We start from the raw sequence: 20,480 nt of genomic DNA on the forward strand, positions 1-20,480 counted from the left end.
TTTTACCGGTAATTTCTTGCTATGACATCCATTTTGAGGCATTTCCTGTTAATGCTGCTGATCATAAGTGACCATTTTTTAAATGCACAAAACCTGGTACCGGATCCGGGTTTTGATGACCTGACGGATTGCCCCTATGAAGATAATCAGATCCATTTTGCCCGATATTGGCGATCCGCTTCCAATGGAACCCCCGATCTTTTTAATGGATGTTCTACCGGGGATTGGTTTCGGGTGCCACACGCAGGTCATTCTAAAGATAGCTATCAGGTACCCAAAAGCGGTTCCGGGTATGCGTACCTTGCCGTGTATAATGAAATTCAGTACGATCAGAATAACACGGGAAACAGTGAATACATCGAAACGCCGCTGCTTGAACCCATGAAGGCCGGGAAAGAATATTTTATCGAGTTTTATGTCTCTCCGGACTATAATGCAACCTTCAATTATGGCTATACCGATGCCATTGGTTTAGCGCTCACGGATACTTTTTATTATCAGCATCTTGATGCCCGGCAAGCTCTATCGCTCGAACCGGCGATAGAAAACCGGGGTACACTTATAAAGGACACGGCTGGCTGGACGCGTATCAGTGGATGTTATTTAGCAAAAGGAGGTGAAAATTTTGCCCTGGTCGGTAATTTCCGGGGTACAGAAGAGACCCTGGTGGAATTTGAAGAATTTACCTTTCCATTCATCAATTTCTTTTACATCAAAGATGTCCTGATCAGTGCTTTTGATCCATTACCGGATACGCTGTTACTTTGTGATGGACTTCCTGCCACGGTCAATGCAGGTTTTTTGGATGCGACCTATTTATGGAGTACGGGAGGCACGGATTCGATACTTACCATTTCAAGTCCTGGTATGTACAGTGTGGAGGCATTCATCGGGGATTGTATTCTCCATGATACCGTATTGGTGCTGGATACCAGGGAGCATACTTTTATAACCGATACGGTCATTTGCCAGGATGAATCCGTTCGGTTAATTGCTCCTCTGCCGGGTAGCACCGTTTGGTCTGACGGTCACGCTGGTAGTGAGTACCTCGTGGTGTCGCCTGGCACGTATGAATTGACTGTCACGAATACCTGTGGGAAATTTGTTTTTACTACGCAGGTAACCGTTGATGATTGTTCCTGCCACTTATATGTCCCTTCGGTTTTTACCCCTAATGGGGACGGAGTGAACGATCAATTGGAATTGTTTCTGGGTTGTGATTTCGATTATCAGGTCCGCCAATTTACAATTTATGATCGCTGGGGCAGTCCGGTATTCCAGGCAAAGGGTGTCGATCCTACCCGTTGGGATGGATATTACAAAGGCAGACCCATGCCATCGGATGTATATGTGTGGACGCTGGAATACGATATCATCCGCAATGGGTTACCGGATCACCGTATGGAGAGTGGTGATGTGTCGATTATCCGCTGACGTATTTACCGGGAAATGGACAGGATTTTAAAAATTGAGCCTGCTTCGAAAAAGGAATTAGAACCTTCGGATTAGGCTCAAAATTCAACTTTTAGTGTACAACCTACTGTTTTAGCTTTTCAAAATCGGTAGGATTCACCCAGCCGGCATCTTCAGGCTTCAATTCACCCCGCATGAACCGTTCGTAAAAATGGCGGTGGCGCTCCTCCGCGTACGGATAAGCATCAAATTGATCGCCGAGTCCATCCATCCGGGGATCGCCTTCTGCCTTCAATTCACGGGTCAACTGTTCTTCCAGTGTTCGCATGATCTCCGCGGAAGCCGGTTCGGTGGCCAGGTTTACCATACAATCCGGGTCGTTACGCAGGTCGTATAATTCCTGCTCGGGACGTAGTCCGAAACTCAGGTCCCAGAATATCGTTTGCTGGTGTTGACGGTGCAGATTCAGGATGCGCGTTTTGGTGGCTCCTCCGTCACAGTTGAGGTATCCGGTCTCCGGATTTCCGGCAGGCCATCGCTCCGGACGGTAATTGTGCAGATAAAGGTAATGGTCATTGACGATGCCACGGACCGGATAGCCTGCATCTTCAGGGCGGCCTATGTCATGTCGTTCTTTCCCAATGAGGATGTGATCATGGAAGGGGGTAGTCAAGGAGGTGTGCTGGAATAACGGGACCAGACTCTCCCCGGTAAAGCGGGCCATGCCGGAGGAAACGGTGTCAATGCCGGCGATTTCCAGAAAAGTCGGAGCAAAATCAATGAAGGAGACAAAATCATCGACTTTACGACCTGGTTGTATGATGCCTTGCGGCCATCGCATGGCCAACGGCAAATGGTTGGAAGGTTCGTAAGCCTGACCCTTGACTCGCGGAAATGGCATGCCATTGTCGGCGGTAACGATCACCAGGGTATTGTCCAGTTCACCCAGGGAATCCAGTAGGTTGAGCATAAGCTCCAGGTGCCGGTCAAAATAATTGAGTTCGTAGGCATAATCCAGCAGGTCCTGCCGGATGGTGTCTTCATCCGGCCAGAAGTCAAATACCCGGTCGATCTCTTCCGGCTTGGTGCTGCCCAGCCGGCTTCCCGATCCATATTCGTACCCCCGGTGCGGCTCATAGCTGCCGTACCAGAAGCAAAAGGGCTGGCCGGGTTCACGGTCTTTCAGAAAGGCCCTGAAATTGGCGGCATAGTCAAAAGGCGTAATGCCTGTGGTAGGAGGTGTGGTCTTGATTTCACTGTAGTTGATACCTGTCAGTTCACGCTTTTTCCTCTCGTACTCTCCCGGATCTCCGGGTGCCCAGCCTTTGGCGGTATATCCGGTGTGGTAGCCATGGTCCCGCAGGGTTTCCAGGGATGTCCTGAATTTGGCCGGGAAATAGGCAACATGATTGGCTGCTTCTTCAAGCTGCCAGCTGTTACGCCCGGTCAATATGCAGGCCCGTGATGGAGCACATTTGGCATTGGGCGTGTAGGCGCGTTCAAAGAGCAATCCTTCGTGGGCTACCCGGTCGAATGCCGGGGTATGTACCCACGGACAACCATAGGCGCCCATAAACGGGTAGGAAGCATCATCGGCGATGGCAAAAAGGATGTTGGGCCTGGAAGCATGATCAACCGGATTGGTTGGACCAGCGCAAGCCCAGGCCAGGATGATCAGGTATAGGGCTATGCAACTACCGGTTGTATAGGATGGCTTCATTCGTATGCTGTTTTGCCAAGTTAACGAAATCTTCCTACTCGATTTAGGGGGAATGAATCATACCAGGTCAATCCTTCTTGCCTGACTGTCTTTCCTTCCGGAGATGACCCGTCCGCAGAGCTTAATTTGACGAGCGGACATTCAATCATCCGATAATTCTCCACTATTTTCCTAAGTTCGTCGGAATACTTACTTCGATCTGCAAATTATGGATGTCTAAAATTTATACCATGGATACCGAACAAGTCATTGCCAAGCCCTGGTACGTTACCTTACACCAACTCGCTGATTTTTTGATTCATCGGCTAGGAGGCGGAAAGCCGGCAATTACCTTGAGTCATATCATCAATGCACACAAGGGTGGAACGCTGTTGGTGGTTCTGGGGCTGATGTATTTTTACCACAATTTTTCACTGGATGCCTGGATCTATCTGGCGCTTCATGGGAGTTACGGTATCGCTTGGGTTCTTAAGCACCTCTTTTTCCGTGATCAACGCTGGGAGCGCAGGGTCACCTGGAGCAGTGCCCTCTTCAACTGGTTTTTTCTGGCCTCCTACTGGGTTGCGCCCTGGCTGCTCATCAGTGATCCGCCAGCTGGAGCCATAAATACAGGGTTTTATGCTTTATTTATAATACTTTATGTATTAGGACTTTTTCTAATGATTTCCGCTGACGGGCAGAAACATTTTACGCTAAAATATCATCCGGGACTGATCACGTCCGGTGTGTACCGCTCGATGCGGCATCCGAATTACCTGGGTGAAATGATGGTTTATGCCAGTTTCGCACTGGTTTCGAGGCATTGGATTCCCTGGGTGATCTTATTGATCTGGTGGGTTTTATTCTTTGTCCCCAATATGCTGATGATCGAACGTTCCGTCTCACGCTATCCGGGCTGGAAGGCGTATACAAAGCAAGCCGGCTTTCTTTGGCCAAAATGGTGAAATTGCGTTCCCAGGATAAAGCGTTTGAATTTCGTAGCAGTTTCGTGCAGGTGTCCCTGGGCTAAAGTCACCGATACCTCTGCTACTTCTGCTCCCTCTGCCCCCTTTACTTCTTCAGCTCATCGTATTTTTTGATGTAATACTGGTCCAATGAATCGGAATCATGATATTTTTCCCGGATGTCTTTCAGTTTGGCCATCATGGTTTTGACAACATCCGCATAATCCGGATCGGCAAATACATTATGTAATTCCAGCGTATCCTTCTTGCGGTCATACAATTCCCACTCGTCGACATCGTAGTAAAAATGGATTAGTTTGTAATCTTCGGTAACGATGCCATAATGCCGCTTCACCATGTGGATGGCCGGATATTCGTAATAATGGTAATAAACGGCGTCACGGAAATGGGCGGTATCTCCCCGGAACAATGGTAACAGACTGACACCCTGCATATCCGTTGGAATGGGGATGCCGGCCGCCTCGAGGAAAGTAGGGGCGAAGTCCAGATTCTGGACCATTTTGCTGTCTACGGAGCCTGGCGTGATCACCCCGGGCCAACGGACCAGCAAGGGCGTCTTAAACGATTCATTGTAGATAAAACGCTTGTCGAACCATCCATGCTCCCCTAAGAAGAATCCCTGGTCGGACGTGTAAATGACAATCGTGTTGTCGGTCAGGCCATGAGCGTCGAGATAATCCAGCACACGGCCTACGCCGTCATCGACAGCGGCAATGCTACCCAGATAGTCCTGCATGTAGCGCTGATAACGCCAATGCATCAGGTCTTCCCGGGACATGGTCGGATAGCGTTTTTTAAAATCTTCGTTGATGGGGCCATAAACGGCATCCCAGGCAGCGCGCTGTTCGGCATTTTGGCGGCCAACCTCACCCTCAAAGGCGGCTTTATCCCAGTTCATCGTCTGGGGAATGCCCAGTTCGTCCATCAATTCGGGATAGATCTTGGAGTCACCGGCCCAGTTCATATTTTCCAGGATGTTCATTTCGGCTTCTTTTGCCGCGGTGCCGCGTCCGCTATAATCGTCAAAAAGGGTTGGTGGCTCGGGAAAGGTTCGTTTGGTGAACTCTTTATAATGTCTTTCCGGCGGTAGCCATTCCCGGTGTGGTGCTTTGTGTAAATACATCAGCATGAATGGTTTGGTGGTATCGCGTTCCTGATCCAGCCAATCCAGGGTCATATCGGTGATGATATCGGTGGTGTACCCTTCCACCGTGATGTTGCCTTCCTTTTTGGTAATAAAATCAGGGTTGTAATAATGCCCTTGTCCGGGTAATATCTTGAATTGATCGAATCCTTTCGGACTGTTTCCAAAATGTAATTTGCCAAACATGGCCGTCTGATAGCCGGCATCCTGCAATAATTGAGGGAACGTCATATTGGTGGTGTCGAATGGGAAATTGTTATCGATCTTACCATTCAGGTGGCTGTGTTTTCCGGTAAGGATCACTGCCCGTGATGGAGCACATAACGAATTGGTGACACAGGCATTGGTAAATAGTAGTCCGCCCTGGGCAATCCGGTCGATGTTAGGCGTTTGGATCAGCCGTTTAGAATAGGCACTGATCGCCTGGTAGCCATGGTCATCGGACATGATGAACAGGATATTCGGTCGTTTGGATTTCTGCTCTGTCCTGGCGGGGGACTGGCAGGACTCAGAAATTAAGATTGCGGTTAGGATCAGCAGTGCAATATGTATCCGGTACATGTAAAGCAATTCAATAATTGTTAATGCCTCAAAATACCGAATTCAGGCGAATGACTGGGATTTACCCCTGGGAGGATCGTTTCCTTTTGCGCAGCACAACAACCAAGAGGATGGTCTGCAGGGTCATAGCAATGGCGTTCGAAACCAATATTGCAAAAGTGTTGAAGCGGATACCGTACAGCCACCAGAAGAAAAAAATCAGAATCCACCCGATCAGATAGCCCAGAGATAGACTGCTTGGCGTCTTGATGCGCCACTCCCGTATGACTTGTAAGGCTATCATGGAGCAGGCGAACAGACCAACAAAAGTACCTACGGTCTCAAAATAACTGACGGGTATGCGGTTTAACAATTCCATGGCGTCCGGATTTAGTGCGGCAAAAATAGCACCCTCCGGAAAATTTTTTTGGATTTCTTACAACCTTGCACTTTATTATTGCATCTAAAAATATACCGGGGGTAATTGATTCTTCTTAACCCGGAACCTGAATTTTAATATTGGTATTTATACCATAGTGTTTTTTTATTCATAGGTGCTTTCTTGCTGCAATGAATATTATATTTTTTTTGTCGGGAAATGAAGTGCTTTCAAATATAAATCACAAATGACTGGCTTATATCGTTATAATTAAAATGTAACTACCGGAAAGTATATTGAAGCCTTGTACCATTCAGCTGCCAATATTTTGATAGTAGAAATTGGGGTGCATTTTTACTAATAATTATTTAATTCCTGAATTCGGTAATTATATTTTAAATCTTTATTGTTGTGGTCATTACTCAGCTTCCCATAAAATGACTGAGTAAGAAGGTTATTATTTTTTCGAATACAGCTCGCAGACATTCATTATTGTACCATTAAATAATTGACCTATGAAACGATTTGCATACAGCATCGTACTGGCATTGGTATGCCTGTATGGGAATTCCCAAAGTATAATTCAAGGAGTTGTTTATGACGGGGATTCCGGTGACCTATTGATCGGTGTAAATGTGGTACTGTTTCCTTTAAAGACCACTGCGGTAACCGGGATGGATGGCACTTACCGGTTTGAAATTCAAGATACGACACTGCCTTATGAAATTGAATTGACGTATGCGGGTTATGATTCCGAAAAATTCAAGCCTTTGATCCATGCGGTCAATAAAACGGCATTATGGATTGCGGCGCAACTGGATGAAGTGATCGTGACGGCCGCTGGTCAACGACGCAATAAATTGATGGGCAGGGTGGCCGGTATCCAGTTTTTTGACCGGTCCATTGATGAAGTGGCGGAGTCGGTCTTCCCGGAGGAATCGTATGCTGCGATTGAGGAGAACGGATTCAAACGGACGGACCAGGACCCCGTGACCACTTTCTCCATTGATGTTGACCGGGCCTCCTACGCCAATGTGAAGCGCTACCTGCAACAGCGTCAGCTTCCTCCGCCGGATGCGGTGCGCATCGAAGAAATGATCAATTATTTTTCCTATCAGTACCCGGAACCATCGGATGGAAAACCGCTTACTGTAACGACCAGTGTCGCATCATGTCCCTGGAATACCGAACATCAATTATTGCGTATTGGCTTACAAGGGAAGCGTATCGCAACAGCCGATTTGCCACCTTCCAATCTCGTGTTTCTGCTGGATGTCTCAGGATCCATGGATGAATGGAATAAGTTGCCTCTGGTCAAATCGGCCATGGAGGTCCTAGTGGACCAGTTGCGGGAAGAGGACCGGGTAGCGATTGTCGTTTATGCCGGTGCCGCCGGCGTGGTGCTGAATGCAACACCTGGAGGCGCAAAAGGCAAGATCAAAGCAGCATTGCATAACCTGGAAGCGGGGGGGGCGACCGCTGGGGGAGCAGGGATCAAACTCGCGTACCAGATCGCTCAGGAGCATTTCATTACGGATGGCAATAACCGGATCATTCTGGCCACCGACGGTGATTTTAATGTGGGAATCCAGTCTGCAGGAGAATTACAACGGCTGATTGAAGAACAGCGCGATAAAGGTGTTTACCTGACCTGTCTTGGTTTTGGGATGGGGAATCTGAAAGATAACAATCTGGAGACCCTGGCCGATCATGGCAATGGGAATTATGCTTACATCAATGACGCCCAGGAAGCCGAGAAAATATTTGTGAGGGAATTCGGCGGCACTTTGTTTACCATAGCCAAGGACGTCAAGCTCCAATTGGAATTCAACCCCCACAAGGTGCAAAGTTACCGGCTGGTCGGTTACGAAAACCGGATGCTTGAAAATGAAGCGTTTGCCAATGACAAAAAAGATGCCGGCGATCTGGGTGCCGGACATACGGTGACTGCATTGTACGAATTAGTGCCTGCAGGGGTGGATGATATCTATGCCGGAAAATCCGAGCCACTAAAATATCAGCAGGTAACCAGGGATAAATTCGTCACCGAATTGGCAACGCTGAAAGTACGATATAAAAACCCCGATGCACTTCGCAGTCAGTTGCTGGAGTACATTATTCCTTCGGATGAATCTGAAGTCTCAGCCGACGGTTCGTTTGCGTCTGCTGTTGCTTTATTTGGAATGTTGCTCAGGCATTCGGAATTTTTGCAGTCCGGCGATTATGCCCAGGTCCTGTCGCTTGCAGAACCAGGATTAAGCAACGATCCCGACGGAGAGCGCGCGGAGTTTATTCAAATGGTAAAAATCGCCCGGAAATTGAATCGGTAATTAAATAATACTACCCATTATTTCGCAATCCTATTCACAATCTGCTTCATTGAATTCATCCAACTGCTTTTTATAACTGGCGTAGAAAGCATTGTCAAAACAAGCATTGGAATTGACATAATCCTTTAATGCATTGACATAAGAAAGGCAATTTTCTTTGGTAGGCGTCTCTACGAAGGCATTAAGTGCATCCACTACCGCATTGGCTTTGGTTTCACAATTGACCGCCGGGCTGGATTTTTTGCAGCTCAGGGCTAGAAGGACAGTAAAACAACCGGTAATCATCCATGATTTCATAAGATCCAATATTAGAAGTTCAGTGTTCTTAAGTAGAACTGTGATTGCCGGCCGGCTAGTGCGACACGAGAGGTGGAAATAGTGTTAAAGTCGGAATGATGGATCAGATCGTATCCAGTTGATCCCTGGTCAGGGTATCGCGGATATTACCTGTATTGATGGTAGAGGCGGGCTCAAATAATAACACCCATACCTCTTCTTCGGCTACCGGCCGGTGCTCGACGCCATGGGGTACAATCAGAAATTCGCCGGCTTCCAGCGTGACATTGCGATCACGAAATTCCATGACAAAGCTCCCCTTAACAACCAGGAACAGTTCATCCTCCGCGTCGTGGTGATGCCACACAAAGGGCCCCTGGAATTTAACCAGTTTTACTTCCTGCCCGTTTAATTGCCCCACAATTCGGGGATTCCAGTAGTCGGAGAATAATTGAAACTTGTCATTAAGGTTTACTTTTTCCACGGTGTTGGTTTTTAGTAAAAAACGAGAAGTCCATTTTCAAAGATACTTTTTGAAATCAGTTTTTTGCTCCGGTTCATTTGCTTTCAAAAGCAGTAAACGTAATGGCGATGGCTATGATCAGCAAGAGTATCAGTCCGCTGAGAAATAGGTAATCCGCCCAGTTTTCATACCGGTTGATGCGGGTTATCGTTTTACTTCGCAGGGACAAAAAGGACAGTATGGTGCTGGCGACGAAAAGCAGGATATCCACCGCCGTGAATTCATCAATGAAAGACCCGGTGCGAAAGTTGAACACTTTGAGGGAAGTCAACACGATGAAGCATAGCCCCAACAAATTGGCGGAAGCATTAAGGATGTGCGGAGAGCGCTGATGGTTGTCACTTGACATACGTGGTTTTGGATACAATTTACCCCAAGTGACGGAAAAAATATGTTTTGATTCTAATCTCCGGGAATAGATTTTTCAGGATCTGTTAAGGTCAATCATTCCAGCCGGTATCCTGCCCCCAGTACTCAATTGCAGAAATCATCTTCCGTAGATTGGTTAAATTCTTCCTGGTAACTTTTGTAGAAGATGTCGCCGGCACAAGCATTGGAATTAACGTAATCCTTCAGTGCCTGATAATAGAGCCTGCAATTGGCCTGCGATTGATCCTGGGAATAACGGTCAGCCGCCTGGGATAAAGCTTCCAGTTTTTTAGTGCAATTTAATGGATTGCTTTTTACACAACTGCCCAGTAAAAAAAGTAGAAGAAAGAGCGGAATAAGGTTAAAATATTTCACTAAATAGGATTTTGAGGTTATTGATTAATAGGGTGGTGAATATTTAAATATAATGTAATTCCGCTGAATTTCCTGGATTTTTGCCCTGATGTCTGTCACCGGCCTGCCGTTTAACGCTTTTCCGAGCCGATCACAGGGCAAAAGCAGGAACTCTTGTCGATCGATCTTAATGGAAGCCGGTGAGTTCCTCTTCCTCCCGGTTACTTAAGGTTCTCATTTCCTCCAGGAGGCTCTGAAAATCAGAATGACTTGCCAGGTTACTTAACTCTTGGGGATCCTGCTGCAAATCATGCAAGTATTCATAGGGTGGGTTTTGTTCGTAATAGTTGGCATACACGTACCGGCTTCCCCGGTATCCTTTCCATTTTGGAATATCCGGATGATTCATACGGTGTTCACAAAAGAAGCCATCCCGCCAGGAAGTTACTTCTCCGCCCATCAATGGTACCAGGCTTTGCCCCTGGTACATTCCGGGGATGGTCACTCCGGCATAACTCAGGAGGGTGGACGGGATATCGATATTCAGGACGATACGATCGTCAGTCGCATAAGTTGATCCGGAAGGTGTTCGTGGATCGTAAATAATCAATGGCACCCGGAGGGACTCTTCGTAATGGCTCCATTTTCCCGCAAACCCTCTTTCTCCCATATAATAACCATTGTCAGCGGCAAAGACGATAATGGTATTTTTATCCAATCCCTGTTCTTGCAGAACCTCGAGAACTTGTTTGATAACCCAATCATAACCGCTGATCATCCGGAAGTAAGCCCGCATGTTGGTCTGGTACTTTGCATCCGTATCCCACCGCCAGAAATAGCGGATGCGGTTCATTGATTTTTTTAAAAAATCAGGATGCTGTTCAAAGATTTCAGGACTGGAGAGGATGGGCTTGGGCATGGTTACTCCCTCATAGAGATGATCCATGGCATCGGGATAAGGATAGTGCCCTGCTTTGCCCGGCGTCAGGTTGTTATCCACTGCATGGACCGCGTTGAAACTGATGGATAAACAAAAAGGTTGTCCGGGAGATTGCTGACGAATAAACTCGATAGCCTGCTGCCCTTTTATTTCACTGGAATGAAGCCGGCGTCCGTCAGGAAGCGTGTCAAAATAGGGCGTATTGTGCGTCGAAAGCCGGCAATAGTCAAACATTTCTTTGAGCATCGTATCCCGCTCCTCCATTTCTACACCCAATTTTCCAACAAATCCGGTGCGATAGCCTGCCTGCTTGAGAAGAAACGGATACAATTTCTCCAGGTAATCCTTTTTCAGAGGGGGTTGCCCAAACGTATACTGATGGGTGCACTCATACAATCCTGTCAGGATGGATGCCCTGCTCGCAGCACAAATGGATGTGGTGACAAAAGCATTGGTGAACCGCTTGCCTTTTTCTGCCAGCTTGTCTACGGTAGGAGTCTGCACGATGGGATTTCCGGCGCATCCCAGGATATCGTTGCGCTGGTCATCAACCAGTATAAACAGCAGGTTTGGCCTTAATTGTTCGGAAAGTGAAGACGCATGTTTGCAGCCGATTATCGATCCTGCAAGCAGGAACAAGGTTCTTGTCAATAAGCGTTTGAAATGCATTTGGTCAGAAAGACTTAATAGGAATTGTTGTTCGATTAAATATATAAAATTGCATTCTCTCCGGGCAGAATGCAATTATTACGGGAACAAAAAGGAGCAACGATCCTGCTCATGCTGAATCGAAAATCTCTCCGGTTTGCGAATATGTATTCCGGAAATAGGGCTATCGGGCAGGCTGTTAGTTGGCAATATTGGTTTGAGATTTAATTGGACCCGGCTGCCACTTTCTTGGAGACCAGGACCCGATAAGTGCAAGCTTACTTTGATTCCGGTCAGGATAATTCTGTCCTGGCGAAATAGGCCATAGCCTCCCGCATAAACGTGGCATAATCCGGTTCAGGTTTTCCATCTACCATAGTAAATCGATCGTCTTCGGTATACATTTGGCCCAATCCTGCATAAGCAGTCCCCTGCCGATCGTCCAAATGGGAAGTGCCCCAAAATTGGCGGATATATCCATAATGTAGGCGTATTTCATCCTGAACTTCCCTGCTGGTGGGGTCCGCATTTCGCAACAGAAACAGTCTGGCGGCACAAGCTTTAAAGTCCGCTTGTAATTTTTGAAATCCTTCTTTTCCCATTTTCATTAAATTTTGTTCGGCTTGCCCGACCTGATTTTCGCCGTACATTTTCCTGGCTTCATTTCGGTATTTTTCTGCGGTTTCTTTGGCTAGGCCGTGGTAAAGGTCTTCTGGCTTCATATTGTTGTTATTGTTAATGTGTTCTAATGTGTTGTCGATGGTCCGAAGGAGCGTATCGATGCGGTTTTTCCGGTTGGTGAGCTCCTGGCGATGAAAAGCCAATGCGTCAGCCGGGCTGAATTCAGGATCATCAAGGACTTCCCGGATAACCTCCAGAGGCATCTCCAGTTCACGGTAGAATAGTATTTGTTGCAAACGAAGCAACGCTTCCGGTCCATATTTCCGGTAGCCGGTATCCGTCCGCAATGAAGGCGAAAGCAGGCCAATCTGGTCGTAATAATGCAAGGTGCGAATCGTAAGGCCCGACCATTTTGCCAGCTTGGCGACCGTAACCAGTTGGTTCTGCGTGCTATTCATTGGCTTCATCCTGCAAACTTAAGCTATGACGTAACGTAAGAGTCAAGGGGCATTGATAAAAAGTTTAAAATTTATTTTCACCCGTTCAGGTGATGCGCCGAGCTGCACGGAGGCTATAGTTTTGGGGGAATATTGTTTAACCTGTAAAAGCTGCAATCATGAAAACATTCCATATTGCATTGATCCTATTCTGCTCGATTTCGATGGCACAAGGTCAAATCATCGATTCATTTCCTTGGTATAAAGCCGAATTGAATATTGTGTCACCGGCGAAACTGTCCGTTCCGATGGGATTAAAAATCGGTAAAAGCCAGATCCAGACTACTTCTGATTTTAAGTTTGTAACCACGCGGATATTTAATGATACGCTGCTCTATTTGATTCCCCGCGATTTTGATCATTCCGGCGGCCGTTTCCCAGTCAGCGCATTATCAAAAAGTGCACGGGTTGGCAAGGTGTATCTTCCTTCCTTAAAGAATACGGCTGTTTATGCCATTACCTGTCCCTCTGGTAAGATAACACGAAGTACCGATGGCCGCACGATCCAGGCTTCGTCGGACTGCACCATACAACGGACCGATGGTAAAAATTTGAAAAAAGGTTCATTTGTGGTGATTGCCCCCAACTATAGTAAACCCAACTGAATGCAACCATCATTCAACCTTCAACCCTCAACCTTCAACCTTTCTACTGGTACCCTTCTGCCTGCAGGCTGAACAACTCGGCATAGAGTTTCTTATTGGCAAGTAGTTCTTCGTGCGTACCCAGTTCAAGGATCCTGCCATCCTGCAGGACTACGATGCGGTCGGCCATACGTACGGTGCTGAAGCGGTGGGAGATGATGATGCTGGTGCGGCCTTTGGTAAGGTTTATGAAGCGCTGGAATGCTTCGTATTCGGCGCGGGCATCCAGGGCCGAGGTGGGTTCGTCCAGGATCATCACCTGTGCATCCTTCATATAAGCCCGGGCGAGGGCTATTTTTTGCCACTGTCCACCGGAAAGGTCCACGCCGCGAAAAAAACGTTTGCCCAGTTGCTGGTCGTAACCGCCGGGTAATTCTCCGACTACCTCGCTGGCCAGGCTGCGGTCCGCCGCCTCACGGATGGCATCCATGTCGAGCAGCCGGTCAATGTGACCAACTGCAATGTTTTCTTTTACGGTAAATTCATAGCGGATGAAGTCCTGAAAGATGACACCGAAAAACTCCTGGTACTGCGCTTTATCAAATCGTTTGATATTAATTCCATCCAGGAGGATCTCTCCGGCGGTAGGCTCATAAAATCGAAGCAATAATTTGATCAGCGTCGTTTTGCCGGCTCCATTTTCACCCACAAAAGCCATTTTTTCACCCGCCTGCAAATGGAAGGATACCCCTTCCAGTACGGGTTGATCGGAGCCTGGATAACTGAAATGTACATTCCTGAATTCAAATCCCGACTGAAGGGTAGCCGGCATCGGCAAGGGTTTCTCCGCTGCAACGGGCGCTTCAAAATCGATGAAGTCAAAATAGTCTTTCAGGTACAGGGCACTTTCCGAGATCCGTGTCAGCCTGCTGAAGGATGCATTCAGGTTTCCCCGCAGGCGATTGAATGAACCGGATAAAAAGGTCAGGTCTCCGATGGTGATCACCCCGGAAACAGCGCGGATGATGATGAGGACATAAGCCCCGTAATACGAGAGGACACCCAGCAGATTGAACAGGGCACCATACCAGCTGCGACGTATGGCCAGCGATTTATTGATCAGGTAATACTCATTGGCCAGTTTGCTGAAACGGCTTACGATAAAGTCCACCAGCCCAAATAATTTTACCTCCTTCGCGGTCGTATCATTGGCCCCGATGTAGCGCAGGTAATCCAGTTCGCGTCGCTCAGCTGTCCAGCTGCGGGCGATTGAATAGCGTGAAGAACTGAATCGCATTTCATTGATAAAGGAGGGAATGATACTGAGGATCAGAATGCCGATCAGGATGGGTTCAAAATACACCAAACCGGCGACCAGCGACCCGATGACAATGAGGTCCTGGAGCTGCGACAGAGTATTGGACATTAATCCCACCCGGCTATTGGTCTGTATGCGGGCCATCTCCAGCTTATCGTAAAACTCCGAGTCCTCCAGCTGGCTGATCTCCAGCGCTTTGGTTTTTCGGATGATCTTTATCGAAGAATCATTGGAATACAGATCGCCCATCAGCCCGTCGGTGAGGGTGATCAGCCGTCCAATCCAGTCGGAAAGCAATGCAAGTCCCAGCTCAAACCCTACGTACAGCCAGATCCGGTTGAATTGAGGAGCGCCGGACTGAGCCTGGTGGATGATCTCGTCGATCAATAGTTTACCCACCCATAAGGTAAGGATCGGCGTGAACGCATTGATCAGGATGGCAACCAGGTTGGTATAAAAATACAGCGGGCTGCTTTGTTTGATCTCCCGGAAAAAGCGGGGTATGTACCGCACTGCCGAAAAAGTAGCCTTCCAGTCGATGGCTTTTTGATCGGATATGGATTGTGGCATGCGGTGGATCAATGTCTTGGTGTTTTCGTGTTTATGAGATGATGTGTTTTCGAAATGCTGTGTAACATCTGTTTCCGGCACCTGAACCTCAGGTATCTTTGCGCATCAAAAAGTCGGTTTGCCGGTCCTGCCCCAGGTAAAAATCATGCATCGCAAATTTAGTAAAGCCGTGACGCTGGTAAAACCGGATTGCTCCATGGTTTTGATCCCAGACACCTAGCCACAGGTATTTTTTACCAGCTTCACGGGCGAGATCCACAGATTTTTCCAGCAGATATTTTCCGATCCCCTGGTTCTGGAACTCCGGAGCGACGTAAATCCGTTCGAGTTCCAGTGCATCAGGATCCTGCAGATCTTTCTGAGCCGTGGTTCCATTTAATTTGATGTAGCCGGCTATCAGGGTTCCGATCCGGGCAAAATAATAATAGACTTCGGGATGACTGAGCTCGGCGGCCATCTGACGGGTAGAAAAAGCTTCCGTCATGTATTCCTGCAAATCTTCCGGGGTATTATGGGCAGCAAATGCATACTCGAAAGTAGAGGCAGCAAAGGATTGGAGGCTGGACAGCTCATCAGCCTGGATACGCTGAAATTGAATGTCTTGTTTTAATACCATAAAGGCACCGTATTTATCGATACAAAATACGATGCCTTTGAAAAACGATCTATTCTAAAAACTATTTCCCGTTGGCAGCGGTGGCTTGTTTGATATCCTCCTTGCTGAATACGAGATTCAAACTCATCTGTATCCGGTTTGGTACCAGGTCGAATGGAGGAGAGGTGATGAAGAAGTCACGGGGGTTGAAGTTGAAACTGCCTTTGAACGTGATCCAGTTATCAGTATCCTCCCGTTTGTAGGTGATGGTCACCGGTTGAAAATGACCACGGAACTGAAGATTGCCTTTCACGTCGTATTTACCTTCACCCCGGTCAATGACTTTATTCGTACGAAATTCCAGATCCGGAAAAGTGATACTGTACCCCAGCCATTCGAGGTAGCCGGCGTTCTGACCAATGAATGAATTAAGAGGAACGGTGAAGTTTAATTTCTCCACAGCAGCGGTGCTGTCATTCAATTCCAGGCTGCCCTGGATCAGATTGCTGGAGGCCCAGATGGGGTAAACCGGACCAAAAGGCACCTCGTAGTGGATGCTGGTATGCAGATCAGGCTGAGCTGTGGCTGGCGCCGGTCCGGCGAACCAGGCCAGTGCCGATATGATGGCTACAATGGTGGCTTTCATGATGATTTGGTTTTGCATTTAAATAATGATGGAGTAAAGCTTGCATCATAGTTGCCACGAAGACTTATTTATAACTAAAACAGCCCCTGTGCGGGGGCTGTTCCGGGAAGGATCGGTTTAACACGATCTTAATTTGTTGAAAATTATTTATTGCTGTTCTCGATGTCGTAGAGCTTTAGGAAGGACTCCAGAGCTGCCCGGTGGGCGTTGATCTGATCTTCTGTCACGGTCTCAAAATTGTTCATTTGGTCGATCAGGTTTTCACCATCACGAACGAGTTTTTCGGCTTCAACCTGCGCTTTACCAGTCAGGAATGGTGTTGCATTTTTCACGCTTTGGATGGCTTCAACGAAATTCGGATAATAGACCGAAGGCACCGGAATGGTGGTTTTGTATTCATCCATTCCGACTACATATTGTTGTACGACAGCTACCTGGGCTTTGGCAAATGCACGCTGTAAATCAAGGGTCTGAATCGTTTCTCCCTTTTCCATCCTGGAGGCTATGGTAAAAAGGTCGATCAAAGCATCATGTAATTTTTGCTGGCCGGCAGAATTCAGAAATTTACCTTCGTTGACCAGGGCATTGGCCCCTTCGCGGACAAAATTGGCGGACTCTTTCCACGATTTACTTTCGTAGGCCTTTAGGGCTTTGTCAAAATTGATCACGGACAGGTTTCCGTGTTTTACCCGCATATTGGTAAACACATCACCGCGTTCCTGCGACACGTCTTCACCGTAAATGGATTCCTGGGTTAGGGGAGGAGTTACCTCTTCAGTAATTTGTTTTTTACATGCGGGAAATACCGACAATAACACCAACCCTGACACCATGCAAAATAACTTTTTCATGGCTATTGGTTTTGATTATAAATGGTGCAATTGACATTATGAGGAAACTATTAATCGTCTTCTTTATAACAAAATGGAAGGCTGAATAGGTTCCGGTACTATGCCCGGGAAGATTGCCTTTGATAGTATTTTTCCATTTGATTACGGCCCCGCAGCAGGCGCATTTTTACGGCTGATTCGGATAGATGGAACGTGGCGCTTAATTCTTCGATGGTTTTTCCTTCGAGGTATTTCATGCGCATTATTTTGCCGGAAGGAATTTTCGATAATGCAGCAGGGATGCCGTCGATGATCCGCTCCCATTCTTTCTTTTCTTCCAGTTCGCGATCATCGGAAACCAGGTTATTCGTGTCACTGATTTGCTCTTTGAAGACTTTATTTTGTTTTTTATGGAGGTTGGTCAGGTGATTGTGTGCAATGGTAAAGATCCAAGCCACCCATAATCCCGGATTTTTCAGAGAGTTCAGATTCTCATAGGCTTTGATAAAGATGTCCTGGGCTACGTCCTGTGCATCTTGTTCGTTGTGCAGCGCTTTGAGGCAATAGATATACATCCGGTGGTAATATTTGGTATATAGCTTCTCAAATCCTGCCTGATCACCATTCAAAAAGGCATTGACCAGGGCTACATCTTCACTTTTTTGAGAATCCAGATATGCGTGTTTCATGACTTGATCTTTTTGTTGTTTTAAAGGTATGCAGATCAGGATCCGGGTACCGGAATCTTCGTTGACTCCTGGACATGAATCGTTGAATTCCGGAATTGGATCGGTGAGCTGGAAACAAAAGTGCAGGAGGATAACTATTCCGGTCCAATTTGGACATGGGAGGTGCGTCAGGGGTGAGAAGTCAGGCCGTGGCGTCGAGGTATTCGTTGCGGATAAAGGTGCTGGAAGAGATGGCATCGTCCTGTATACGGCGATGGAGTTGATGGAGGTAGTTCAGGTCGGGATCGGGCTTGGCGGCTTCCTTCTCCATTTCCTTCAGGTCGGCTCCCAGCGTAGCGGCAAAACCCATATAGGATGCCGTGCTTTGTAATGAGTGGGCGATCCGGCTCACTGCAGGAGTATCCGGCCGGGATAACGCTTTGTCCAGCTTTTCGAGGTCTGTCTTTACCTGGTCGAGAAAGATCGCAGCCATTTCCCGCAGGGTGTCCGGATTGTGTTGTGCCAGCTCTTCCACATAATTCCGGTCAAAGCCGGTATGATCCTGGTGGACGGATTCAGAAGCTGCTGGCATTCCGTCATTATGAGTGCTTTTTCCGGTAGGGATGAATCGGTGGATCAGGCGCAGTAATTCTTCTTCACGGATGGGTTTTGAAATGTATTCATCCATGCCGTTACGGATGCATTTTTCCCGTTCGCCGGCAAAGGCATGGGCGGTAGTGGCAATGATTTTGGTGTTCAGATGCAGTTCATTGCGGATTTTCTGGGCAGTCATATGGCCATCCATTTCCGGCATCTGAATATCCATGAGGATGAGGTCAAATGGCTTTTCTCGCAGGATCTCCAAAGCCTCTCTTCCATTTTCGGCCAGGGAACATTGCAAGCCCCACCGGTTGAGCAGGATGTTGAGAATCCGCGCGTTCAGGACATTGTCTTCGACAACGAGGACATTGCCGCGGTGAAACCTTCCCGTAGCGGGGATATCCTTCCTGGCGGCTTTCTTAGGGGCATGATCGGTCGCCACTTTATAGGGTATGGTGACAATAAAAGTTGTACCGGAATGTTCCACACTTTTTAGCTCGATCGTTCCACCCTGTAGTTCAACCAATTGTTTGGAGATGGTCAGGCCCAGGCCGGTCCCTCCGAATGTGCGTGTGGTCTCGGGCGTAGCTTGAGTAAACCGCTCAAAGATGCGGTCGATTTGATCTGCCGGAATCCCAATACCGGTATCGGAAATGGTAAATACGACCTTTTGTATCTGCTGATCGCGGCCGGCATCGGCTATGTCCAGGGTCACAGCTCCCTGTTTGGTGAATTTGAAGGAATTACCCAATAAATTGATCAGGATCTGGGTGAGACGGGTCGGATCTCCCTTCAGATGGGTGGGCAAGCCGGCATCGATATGTACGGTGAATAACAGTTGATCCCGGGAGCGGAATTGAAAGAGTTGCTGGACGGCCTGGATTACTTCGGTAAGACTGAAAGGTATTTCTTCGAGCTTTAATGCACCCGCTTCAATTTTTGAGAAATCCAGGATGTCATTGACGATAGACAGCAGGTTCTCGCTGCTCATGCGGATATTCTGGATGAAATCCTGCTGATCCTTGTTGACGGGGGTATGTCCGAGTGATTCTGAAAAACCGAGGATGGCATTCAGCGGGGTCCTGATCTCATGGCTCATATTGGCCATAAATTGTTCTTTGAGCAGGCTGGATTTTTCGGCTTCCTGCCACGCTTTATTCAGTTCCGATTCCAGTTTCTTACGCTCGGTAAAATTGTAAACGGTCGAACGACTATACAAAAACTGATGGTCGCTATCGTAGACTGCTTTGGCACTGTGCAGGACAGGGATCGTATCACCGCGTTTATTGATGAGGATGCTTTCCTCGCCATTGATTTCTCCGTCCCGGATCAGCGTTTGCAGGGTTTCATTAAAATGCGGGCGGCTCTCCCGCGGTAATAGTGAAGCAAAGTTCATCTTGCCGATCACCTCATTGGCCTGATACCCGAGCCACTCTAATTCGGTGGCATTCATCTCAATGATCAATCCGTTTGCGTCGATGGAATGGTAGCCGATCGGAGCGTGATTATACAGGTCTTTGGTGTAGATGACCAGATCATCCAGTTGCTCGATCTGCCGCTTGCGCTCCTGTTCCGAAGCATGCAGTTTGGCCAGTACTTCCTGCTGTTTGCGGAGTGAATAACGCATGTACCACAGGGTGAAGAGACCCAGTGCCACGACGAAAAAAACAGCTAAGAAATTTATGGTTTGCGATTGATAGGCATTGTCCAGCAGCCGGCGGACCAGCTCGACATGACCTTCTTTGGGGTACTGCAGCAGGAAGTGCGTTACACTCCGGTCGAAGATGAATGAAATGCAAAAAACGATCAACGGGAGGGCAACTAAAACAGCCAGCAGGATAAACAGGTACCGGTTATTTTTTGGGGGAGCGAGAATGTCCTCCACCTCGTGAATAGGCTCCTGTTGCTTTGCCATTTTGGATTGTTTAGCCATGTGGTAAGCGCTGGCGG

Annotated in this window: 19 protein-coding genes; 4 read left to right on the plus strand and 15 right to left on the minus strand. The window is 47.6% G+C overall.

Translation table 11 applies throughout. From position 1 onward, the window contains the following. Nucleotides 1-21: 21 nt before the first annotated feature. Entirely contained in the window at nucleotides 22-1,434 is a 1,413-nt protein-coding gene (locus H6570_18020) for a gliding motility-associated C-terminal domain-containing protein (GenBank protein MCB9321186.1), read from the plus strand. A gap of 103 nt (nucleotides 1,435-1,537) precedes the next feature. On the opposite strand, the gene H6570_18025 is transcribed toward H6570_18020, so the two are convergent. Further along, nucleotides 1,538-3,133, minus strand: a complete 1,596-nt coding sequence (locus tag H6570_18025) for a sulfatase (protein MCB9321187.1) — start codon at nucleotides 3,131-3,133, stop codon at nucleotides 1,538-1,540. Between the two features lie 326 nt (nucleotides 3,134-3,459). On the opposite strand from H6570_18025, the gene H6570_18030 reads away from it, so the two are divergent. Next, nucleotides 3,460-4,077, plus strand: a complete 618-nt coding sequence (locus H6570_18030) for a DUF1295 domain-containing protein (protein MCB9321188.1) — start codon at nucleotides 3,460-3,462, stop codon at nucleotides 4,075-4,077. A 106-nt stretch (nucleotides 4,078-4,183) separates the two neighbouring features. On the opposite strand, the gene H6570_18035 is transcribed toward H6570_18030, so the two are convergent. Both H6570_18035 and H6570_18040 read right to left on the minus strand, forming a co-directional pair. Beyond that, nucleotides 4,184-5,803, minus strand: a complete 1,620-nt coding sequence (locus tag H6570_18035; GenBank protein MCB9321189.1) for a sulfatase — start codon at nucleotides 5,801-5,803, stop codon at nucleotides 4,184-4,186. Nucleotides 5,804-5,864: 61 nt separating this feature from the next. Next, nucleotides 5,865-6,161, minus strand: a complete 297-nt coding sequence (locus H6570_18040) for a hypothetical protein (GenBank protein ID MCB9321190.1) — start codon at nucleotides 6,159-6,161, stop codon at nucleotides 5,865-5,867. 515 nt (nucleotides 6,162-6,676) lie between these two features. Between H6570_18040 and H6570_18045 the strand changes: the two genes are divergently transcribed. Further along, nucleotides 6,677-8,491, plus strand: coding sequence for a von Willebrand factor type A domain-containing protein (locus tag H6570_18045; GenBank protein MCB9321191.1), 1,815 nt, complete (start codon nucleotides 6,677-6,679; stop codon nucleotides 8,489-8,491). 30 nt (nucleotides 8,492-8,521) lie between these two features. On the opposite strand, the gene H6570_18050 is transcribed toward H6570_18045, so the two are convergent. The 6 genes from H6570_18050 to H6570_18075 all read right to left on the minus strand — a co-directional run bounded on the left by H6570_18050 (nucleotide 8,522) and on the right by H6570_18075 (nucleotide 12,689). Further along, the gene (locus H6570_18050) at nucleotides 8,522-8,788 is read right to left on the minus strand and encodes a hypothetical protein (GenBank protein MCB9321192.1); all 267 of its coding nucleotides are present in this window, start codon (nucleotides 8,786-8,788) and stop codon (nucleotides 8,522-8,524) included. A 103-nt stretch (nucleotides 8,789-8,891) separates the two neighbouring features. Continuing rightward, nucleotides 8,892-9,251, minus strand: coding sequence for a cupin domain-containing protein (locus tag H6570_18055; protein ID MCB9321193.1), 360 nt, complete (start codon nucleotides 9,249-9,251; stop codon nucleotides 8,892-8,894). A gap of 73 nt (nucleotides 9,252-9,324) precedes the next feature. Continuing rightward, complete coding sequence (locus tag H6570_18060) at nucleotides 9,325-9,639, minus strand: hypothetical protein (protein ID MCB9321194.1); 315 nt, start codon at nucleotides 9,637-9,639, stop codon at nucleotides 9,325-9,327. Nucleotides 9,640-9,764: 125 nt separating this feature from the next. After that, nucleotides 9,765-10,034 (minus strand): hypothetical protein, encoded by a 270-nt coding sequence (locus tag H6570_18065; GenBank protein ID MCB9321195.1) that lies wholly within the window; start codon nucleotides 10,032-10,034, stop codon nucleotides 9,765-9,767. 166 nt (nucleotides 10,035-10,200) lie between these two features. After that, the gene (locus tag H6570_18070) at nucleotides 10,201-11,622 is read right to left on the minus strand and encodes a sulfatase (protein MCB9321196.1); all 1,422 of its coding nucleotides are present in this window, start codon (nucleotides 11,620-11,622) and stop codon (nucleotides 10,201-10,203) included. 272 nt (nucleotides 11,623-11,894) lie between these two features. Beyond that, nucleotides 11,895-12,689, minus strand: a complete 795-nt coding sequence (locus H6570_18075; GenBank protein MCB9321197.1) for a MerR family transcriptional regulator — start codon at nucleotides 12,687-12,689, stop codon at nucleotides 11,895-11,897. 149 nt (nucleotides 12,690-12,838) lie between these two features. Between H6570_18075 and H6570_18080 the strand changes: the two genes are divergently transcribed. Continuing rightward, on the plus strand, nucleotides 12,839-13,324 hold the full coding sequence (locus H6570_18080) for a hypothetical protein (GenBank protein ID MCB9321198.1): 486 nt from the start codon (nucleotides 12,839-12,841) through the stop codon (nucleotides 13,322-13,324). 43 nt (nucleotides 13,325-13,367) lie between these two features. Here H6570_18080 and H6570_18085 read toward each other — a convergent pair whose 3' ends face one another. From H6570_18085 to H6570_18110, 6 genes are all read right to left on the minus strand, one after another. Beyond that, nucleotides 13,368-15,191: an ABC transporter ATP-binding protein gene (locus tag H6570_18085; protein MCB9321199.1), complete on the minus strand. Its 1,824-nt coding sequence runs from the start codon at nucleotides 15,189-15,191 to the stop codon at nucleotides 13,368-13,370. Between the two features lie 88 nt (nucleotides 15,192-15,279). Continuing rightward, entirely contained in the window at nucleotides 15,280-15,807 is a 528-nt protein-coding gene (locus H6570_18090; protein ID MCB9321200.1) for a GNAT family N-acetyltransferase, read from the minus strand. Nucleotides 15,808-15,868: 61 nt separating this feature from the next. Further along, a complete protein-coding gene (locus H6570_18095; protein ID MCB9321201.1) occupies nucleotides 15,869-16,432 on the minus strand; it encodes a YceI family protein in 564 nt (187 codons plus the stop codon). A gap of 143 nt (nucleotides 16,433-16,575) precedes the next feature. Beyond that, nucleotides 16,576-17,283 (minus strand): hypothetical protein, encoded by a 708-nt coding sequence (locus tag H6570_18100; GenBank protein MCB9321202.1) that lies wholly within the window; start codon nucleotides 17,281-17,283, stop codon nucleotides 16,576-16,578. A 98-nt stretch (nucleotides 17,284-17,381) separates the two neighbouring features. Continuing rightward, complete coding sequence (locus H6570_18105) at nucleotides 17,382-17,951, minus strand: RNA polymerase sigma factor (GenBank protein MCB9321203.1); 570 nt, start codon at nucleotides 17,949-17,951, stop codon at nucleotides 17,382-17,384. A 181-nt stretch (nucleotides 17,952-18,132) separates the two neighbouring features. Continuing rightward, complete coding sequence (locus H6570_18110) at nucleotides 18,133-20,445, minus strand: response regulator (GenBank protein ID MCB9321204.1); 2,313 nt, start codon at nucleotides 20,443-20,445, stop codon at nucleotides 18,133-18,135. Nucleotides 20,446-20,480: the final 35 nt, after the last annotated feature.

The sequence above is a fragment of the Lewinellaceae bacterium genome, from assembly GCA_020636135.1.
Classification (GTDB): Bacteria; Bacteroidota; Bacteroidia; order Chitinophagales; family Saprospiraceae; genus JAGQXC01.